At 71.3% G+C, this 6071-nt stretch carries 5 protein-coding genes; all 5 read right to left on the bottom strand.

Going from position 1 to position 6071, the window contains the following annotated elements; all coding sequences use genetic code 11:
* Positions 1 to 92: 92 nt before the first annotated feature.
* Positions 93 to 1403, bottom strand: a complete 1311-nt coding sequence (locus ACOADB_RS24585; protein ID WP_378605043.1) for a class I SAM-dependent methyltransferase — start codon at positions 1401 to 1403, stop codon at positions 93 to 95.
* Positions 1403 to 2677 carry a class I SAM-dependent methyltransferase gene (locus tag ACOADB_RS24580; protein WP_378605040.1) on the bottom strand — a complete coding sequence of 425 codons (1275 nt, stop codon included), beginning with the start codon at positions 2675 to 2677 and terminating at the stop codon, positions 1403 to 1405. Before ACOADB_RS24580 ends, ACOADB_RS24585 begins: the two co-directional genes overlap by 1 nt.
* Positions 2674 to 4854 (bottom strand): FAD-dependent oxidoreductase, encoded by a 2181-nt coding sequence (locus ACOADB_RS24575; RefSeq protein ID WP_378605037.1) that lies wholly within the window; start codon positions 4852 to 4854, stop codon positions 2674 to 2676. Before ACOADB_RS24575 ends, ACOADB_RS24580 begins: the two co-directional genes overlap by 4 nt.
* On the bottom strand, positions 4854 to 5603 hold the full coding sequence (locus ACOADB_RS24570) for an anti-sigma factor (RefSeq protein WP_378605034.1): 750 nt from the start codon (positions 5601 to 5603) through the stop codon (positions 4854 to 4856). Before ACOADB_RS24570 ends, ACOADB_RS24575 begins: the two co-directional genes overlap by 1 nt.
* A partial coding sequence (gene sigK / locus ACOADB_RS24565; RefSeq protein ID WP_378605031.1) for an ECF RNA polymerase sigma factor SigK occupies positions 5600 to 6071 on the bottom strand: 472 nt, incomplete at its 5' end. The genes ACOADB_RS24570 and sigK, both read right to left, overlap by 4 nt.

The following is a 6071-nucleotide window of genomic DNA, read 5'->3' as shown; positions in this document are numbered from 1 at the left end:
GCGACGCGCAACGAGCGCTGTCACGGTCATCACGGCCACGGCGGCCAGGACCGCCGTACCGAGGGACAGGGCCACCTGTACCGGGTCGGCCATCACCAGCTCCGCGTCCAGGGCAGCGAGTGGTCCGCGCCGGGACGCACCATGAGCATCTGGTCGACGCCCATCCGGCCGTCGCGGAACGCCATCGAGCCGCCCACGAGGTAGAGCCGCCACACGCGCACGAGCTCCTCGCCGACGAGGGCGGTGATGGCATCGACATTGGCCTCGAAGCGGTCCAGCCAGCCCGCGACGGTCAGCACGTAGTGCTCGCGCAGGGCCTGCACGTCACGCATCTCCAGGCCTGCTTCCTCGAGCAGCGCGACCGTTGCACCGACCGGCCGCATGTACATGTCCGGCGCGATGAAGGACTCGATGAACGGACCGCCGCCGGGCCAGCGGCCGGTGCGCGACATCTGCTGCACGAGCACCCGCCCACCCGGTCGTACGGCGTCGTGGAGCACCTTCGCGTACGTCGGGTAGTTCTTCTCGCCGACGTGCTCGCCCATCTCCAGGGAGGCGACGGCGTCGTACTCCGCACCCGGCAGGGGTACGGCGTCGCGGTAGTCGCAGAGCTGGAACTCGACGCGGTCCGACAGGCCCCGGCGGCGGGCTGCCGCTTCGGCGAAGCGCTTCTGCTCCGCCGAGATGGTCACGCCGACCACGCGCGCACCGAACTGCTCGGCCGCGTGCAGGGACAGCGAGCCCCAGCCACAGCCGACGTCGAGCAGGCGCATGCCGGGCTCGAGGCCGAGCTTGCGGCAGACCAGGTCCAGCTTGGCGTTCTGCGCTTCCTCGAGGGACGCGGCGGGCGAGGGGTGGTAGCCGCTGGAGTAGGCCATCGTCTGCTCGTCGAGGATCAGCGAGTAGAACTCGGCGGTCGTGTCGTAGTGGTGGCTGATCGCCTTCCGGTCGCGCCCCTTGCTGTGCAGGCGCCCACCCAGCTGGGCCTGGGTGGCGGGTGGTGCGGGTGGGCGACCGAGCAGGTCCAGTCCGATGGCGGTCCGGATCGCGCCCGCGATCGCCTTCAGCGACGGACGCTTCCCGCTGAGACCGCGTTCGGCGGCGACCGCGAAGGCGTGGGTCAGGGCGGCGTCGAGATCACCGTGGACCTCGAGCTCGCCGGTGACGTAGGCCTGCGCCGCACCGAGCTCGCCCGGGTGCCAGAGCAGGCGCCGCAGGGCGTCGGGAGAACGCAGCTCGACGACCGGGCCCTCCTCGGGCCCGGCCGCAGAGCCGTCCCATGCGATGAGGCGCACGGGCAGATCACCGCCGATGAACGGGCGAAGCGCTTCGGCCAGCCGGGAGGCGACGCCCCCCGGCATCGCCTCCCGCTGGGTATTTCCGGTGGTGGTCACGGTGCTCATCACGCCTCCCGAGCGAAGGTGAGCTGGTGGTCGTCGATGTAGCCGGCGGCGAAGCCCGCGCGGCAGTACTCGAGGTAGAAGTGCCACATCCGGCCGAAGGTCTCGTCGAACCCCAGGTCGGCCACGGCCTGCCGGGACGCGACGAACGCGTCGTCCCACAGCTGCAGGGTCCGGGCGTAGTGCGCGCCGATCGGCAACGTGTCGACGACCCGCAACCGGGTGTGCCTCGCGACGGTCTCCTCGATCGCCTGGACCGACGGCAGGGCACCGCCGGGGAAGATGTACTTGGTGATGAAGGTGTGGGTCGAGCGGGTCGCGAGCATCCGGTCGTGGGGCATCGTGATCGCCTGGATCGCGACGCGTCCTCCGGGGGCGAGCACGTGGTCAAGGGTGCTGAAGTACGTCGGCCAGTACTGCCAGCCGACGGCCTCGATCATCTCCACCGACACCACGGCGTCGTACGCACCGGCGGGCTCGTCGAGCAGCGCGCGGTAGTCGCACAGGTCGACCTGCACGTCGTGGGCGTGCCCGGCGGCGGCGATCCGCTCGCGCGCCAGGGCCTGCTGCTCGACCGACAGCGTGATGCTCCGGACCAGCGCACCCCGGGCGGCGGCGCGGATCGCCAGCTCGCCCCAACCGGTGCCGATCTCGAGGAGCCGGGTGCCCTGGGTGACGCCGGCCTGGTCGAGCAGCCGGTCGATCTTGCGGTGCTGGGCCTCGACGTGGTGCTCGGCCGTTGCCGTGGCCGGGTCCTCGAACAGTGCGCTGGAGTAGGAGAGCGTCGGGTCGAGGAACGCCGCGAACAGGTCGTTGGACAGGTCGTAGTGGTGCGCGACATTGCTCTGCGTGTTCTCGCGGGTGCCGCGCTGGGTGCGGGGAATCCTGGTGACGACCAGCGAGCGCAGCCGCTGCAGGCTCGGCGGCACCAGCGACGGCAGCTCCGCCGCCAGCACGGTGAGGAAGTCCCCGAGGACGCCGTCGCCGGGCGTGCCGTCCTCGCACCACGCGCCCGTCATGTACGCCTCGCCGAACCCGATCAGCTGGTCACGGCCCAGGCGTGCGAAGAACTCGTCCGGACGTCGTACGACGATCGCGGGACCGCCGCGGCCCAGCTGCTCGATCGTCCCGTCGCCGCGGTGCAGGTGCACCGTCACGTCGAGCCGGGAGACGGCCGAGCGGAACAGGCGCCGGGCGATCCGGGCCGAGAAGCCTCCACTCGGAGCAGGGTCGAGGTCCGGCCACGCCAGGAGCTGGGGAGCGGTGGTCTGGGTCATCGGAGAACGCCTTCCTCGGTCGGAGCGGGATCGGGCTCGTGCAGCGGTCGCGGATGGACGGGAACCCGACGCGCCCACAGCGCGATGCCGTGCACCCGGATCAGGGCGGCCCCACGCAGGCCGGACAGCGGCAGCAACGGAGCGACCCCCGGCTCACCGGTGAGGCCGGCGTCGAACCGGGACCCGGCGTCGGTGTGCAGGGTGATCCCGAGCCGGAGAGCCCCGGTGACCGGGTCGGGCGGGGGCGCGAGCACGTCGTAGTGGCCGTCGGTGCCGTGGAACGGCGACACGTACATCGCCTTGTCCACGCGGCCGCGGCCGTCCTCGTCGGTGTCGAGCAGGTAGGCGTGCCGGTCGCCGTACGTGTTGTGCACCTCGACGACGGTGGCTGCGGGCCGACCGTTTCCATGCTCATCGGCCCAGCACCAGTGGACCGAGATCGGATTGAAACAGTGTCCGAACGCACGGGGCTGACTTGCCATCAGCGCGCGGCCGGCCCGCAGGTCGAGGTCGTGTCGGGCGAGGAAGCGGTCCAGCCCCTCGCGCACCGACACGGTGTCGCCGTCGAAGTGGTCCCGGCCCAGGAAGCGGCCGTGCGCGCCGTCGATGCTCCCTCGTTCCGAGACCTGGTCGAGGTCGACGACGTACAGGTGGGACTTCAGCCGGAAGCTGTTCCTGAGGGGCTCGCGGCGCTTGTGGACCAGGACGGTGTCGTACGACGTCGCGGGCGCCTTGGTCTCGAGGCTCGTCGCTGACGCTCCTCGCACCTCAACCAGCGACGCAACCCCGGTGGTTGAGGTGCGAGCGCCAGCGAGCCCACCGGTGGTTGAGGTGCGAGCGCCAGCGAGCCTCGAAACCTCCGGCCAGGACAACCCAAGCCGCTCGACGGCCCGCAACCCCGACCGCGCACCGTCCTCGTGGAACCCCCACCCGTGGTACGCCCCGGCGAAGACCAGCCGGTCCGAGTCGATCTCGGGCAACCGGGACCGAGCCGCGACGGAGGTCGGCGTGTAGAGCGGGTGCTCGTACTCGCGGCGGACCAGCACGGTCGCCGGGTCCACGACGTCCTCGCCACCGAGGGTGACCAGGTAGTGCGTCGCGGTGTCGAGCCGCTGCAGGCGGGTCAGGTCATAGGTCACCTGCACGCTGTCGTTCGCGGTCGTCGGGCGGCGGAAGTTCCACGACGCCCATGCATCGCGCGCAGCGGGCATCACGCTCGTGTCCGTGTGCAGCAGCGCCGTGTTGTGGACGTAGGGGAGCGCGTCGAGGAGCTCGCGTTGCAGTGGCGTCGGGTCGTCCAGCATCGTCAGCGCCTGGTGCGGGTGCGTGGCGAGCACGACGGCGTCGTACTCCTCACGACCGGCGCCGGTGGTGGTGACCTCGACCCCGTGCGGCGTCTCGCGGACGGCCACGACGGGCGTCCCGGTGCGGATGTCGCCGCCCGTCGCACGGACCGCGGCGGCCAGCCGGTCGACGTACGCCCGCGAACCTCCGGTGACGGTGCGCCAGGTGGGCGACCCGAACACCTGCAACATGCCGTGGTGCTGGAGGAAGGCGAACAGGTACGCCGCCGGGTAGTCCCGTGCGGTGTCGGGGTCGCACGACCACACGGCTGCCACGAGGGGCTCCATGAAGTGGCGACGGAAGTACGGCGAGAACCGGCCCTGGTCGAGGAATTCGGCGAGCGTGGTCAGGTCCCCGGTCGGTCGCGACGGGTCGTCCTGGCGGTCCAGCAGGCGCCGCGCCTGGCGGTGGAAGCGCGGGATCTCGCCGAGCATCTTCAGGTAGCGCGGGTGCCTCTGGTTGCCGGCACCGTCCGGGAACAGCCCGCGTCGGCCGAGGGCGCCGGCCCATTCCAGGCCGGTCCCCTCGTCGCTGATCGACATCGACATCTCGGAGGCCTGGGTCGGCACGCCCAGCTCGTCGAAGATCCGGATCAGCACCGGATAGGTACGACGGTTGTGGACGATGAAGCCGCTGTCGATCGCGAGCTCGCGGCCGGTGGGGTCGGTCACCCGGTGCGTGTCGGCGTGGCCGCCGAGGCGGGTGTCTGCCTCGAGCAGGGTCACGTGGACGCCTGCCTGACCCTGGTGGGAGCGTGAGGCGACGTAGGCGGCGGTGAGTCCGGCAATGCCGGAACCCACCACGGCGAGGCGCCGTGGTCGTTGCTGGTCCATCACGAATCCAGTGCGAAGACTGCGATGGGTTCGCTGGTCGGGCGTTCGGAGCCGCCGTCGGGCTCGACGGTGATCCCGACGCCCACTGCATCCGCGGGGTCACCGTCGAGCAGCACGGTGGCGTCACGGAGGTCCGGCATCAGGCCGGCCGGCTCCATCACCCCGGCAGGGGTCTGCAGCCAGAGCTGGTAGTCCTTGCCGGTCGGGGCGGCGCGCATGTTCTCGGTCTGGATCACGGCGCCGTGGAGCGAGCGGGACACGACGACCGTGGCCTCGGCTCCGTCGGGGAAGCGCTTCTCGACGCTCGTGGCGTCAGCTGCGGCCAGGACCTGCTCGGCGGTGGGCGGTCCGAGATCGGGCTGTGTCTCGTCGGCCCAGGGTCGGACGATCGCGCCACCCACACCGGCGATGAGTACGGCGGCCGCGGCAACGAGCAACGGGACCCGCGCACCGAGACGGCGGCGGCTGTCGAGCTGGACCACCGGTGCGACGGGCAGCGGAGGGAGCGGACGGATGTTCGTGATGTCGGAGAGGAGGCGGTCGCGGAGCGCGGCGGGCGGAGCCACGTCGTCGGTGCCGAGGACCGCAGCTGCCTCACGGAGGCTGTCGACCTCGTCGCGGCAGTCCGCGCACTGGCGGAGGTGGGCTTCGAAGCGGGCACGCTCGTCGGGCTCGAGGGCGTCGACGGCGTAGGCGCCGGAAAGTGCGTGCACGTCGTCTCCTCCGCTCGTGGGCTGGTAATCGGTCATCGTCCTACTCCGATGGTGTCGCGGAGCCTGATGAGGCCGTCGCGGATCCGGGTTTTTGCGGTCCCGACCGGTAGGTCGAGCAGAGCGGCCACTTCGGTGTGGGTGTAGCCGCCGAAGTAGGCCAGCTCGATCGCTTCGCGCTGGACTTCGGTCAGGTGGGCCAGGGCCGCCCGTACCCGGTGTGCCTCGAAGGAGGCGTGGGCGGCTTCGGCCGTGGTGTCGTGCTCGGGTGTGTGGTTGCGCTGTTCGTACTTCTCGTCCCGCCGGCTGGCAGCCTCCGCGCTGCGGACCCGGTCGACCGCCTTGCGGTGGGCGATGGTCATCAGCCAGGCCAGGGCACTGCCGCGCTCGGCGTCGTACCGACTGGACTGGCGCCAGACCTCGAGGAACACCTCCTGGGTGACCTCTTCGGACTGAGCCGGGTCCCGCACCACCCGCAGCACGAGTCCGTGGACTCGTGCTGCGGTG

It is taken from the genome of Nocardioides sp. CPCC 206348 (genome assembly GCF_048654705.1).
GTDB lineage: Bacteria > Actinomycetota > Actinomycetes > Propionibacteriales > Nocardioidaceae > Nocardioides.
The sequence above is the reverse complement of the archived record's forward strand: the minus strand, read 5'-3'. Positions and strand labels throughout refer to the sequence as shown.

Bases quoted from the DNA above. Each gene is read 5' to 3' on its own strand.
- ACOADB_RS24585 (WP_378605043.1), bottom strand. From the start codon at position 1,403: ATGAGCACCGTGACCACCACCGGAAATACCCAGCGGGAGGCGATGCCG.
- ACOADB_RS24580 (WP_378605040.1), bottom strand. From the start codon at position 2,677: ATGACCCAGACCACCGCTCCCCAGCTCCTGGCGTGGCCGGACCTCGAC.
- ACOADB_RS24575 (WP_378605037.1), bottom strand. From the start codon at position 4,854: ATGGACCAGCAACGACCACGGCGCCTCGCCGTGGTGGGTTCCGGCATT.
- ACOADB_RS24570 (WP_378605034.1), bottom strand. From the start codon at position 5,603: ATGACCGATTACCAGCCCACGAGCGGAGGAGACGACGTGCACGCACTT.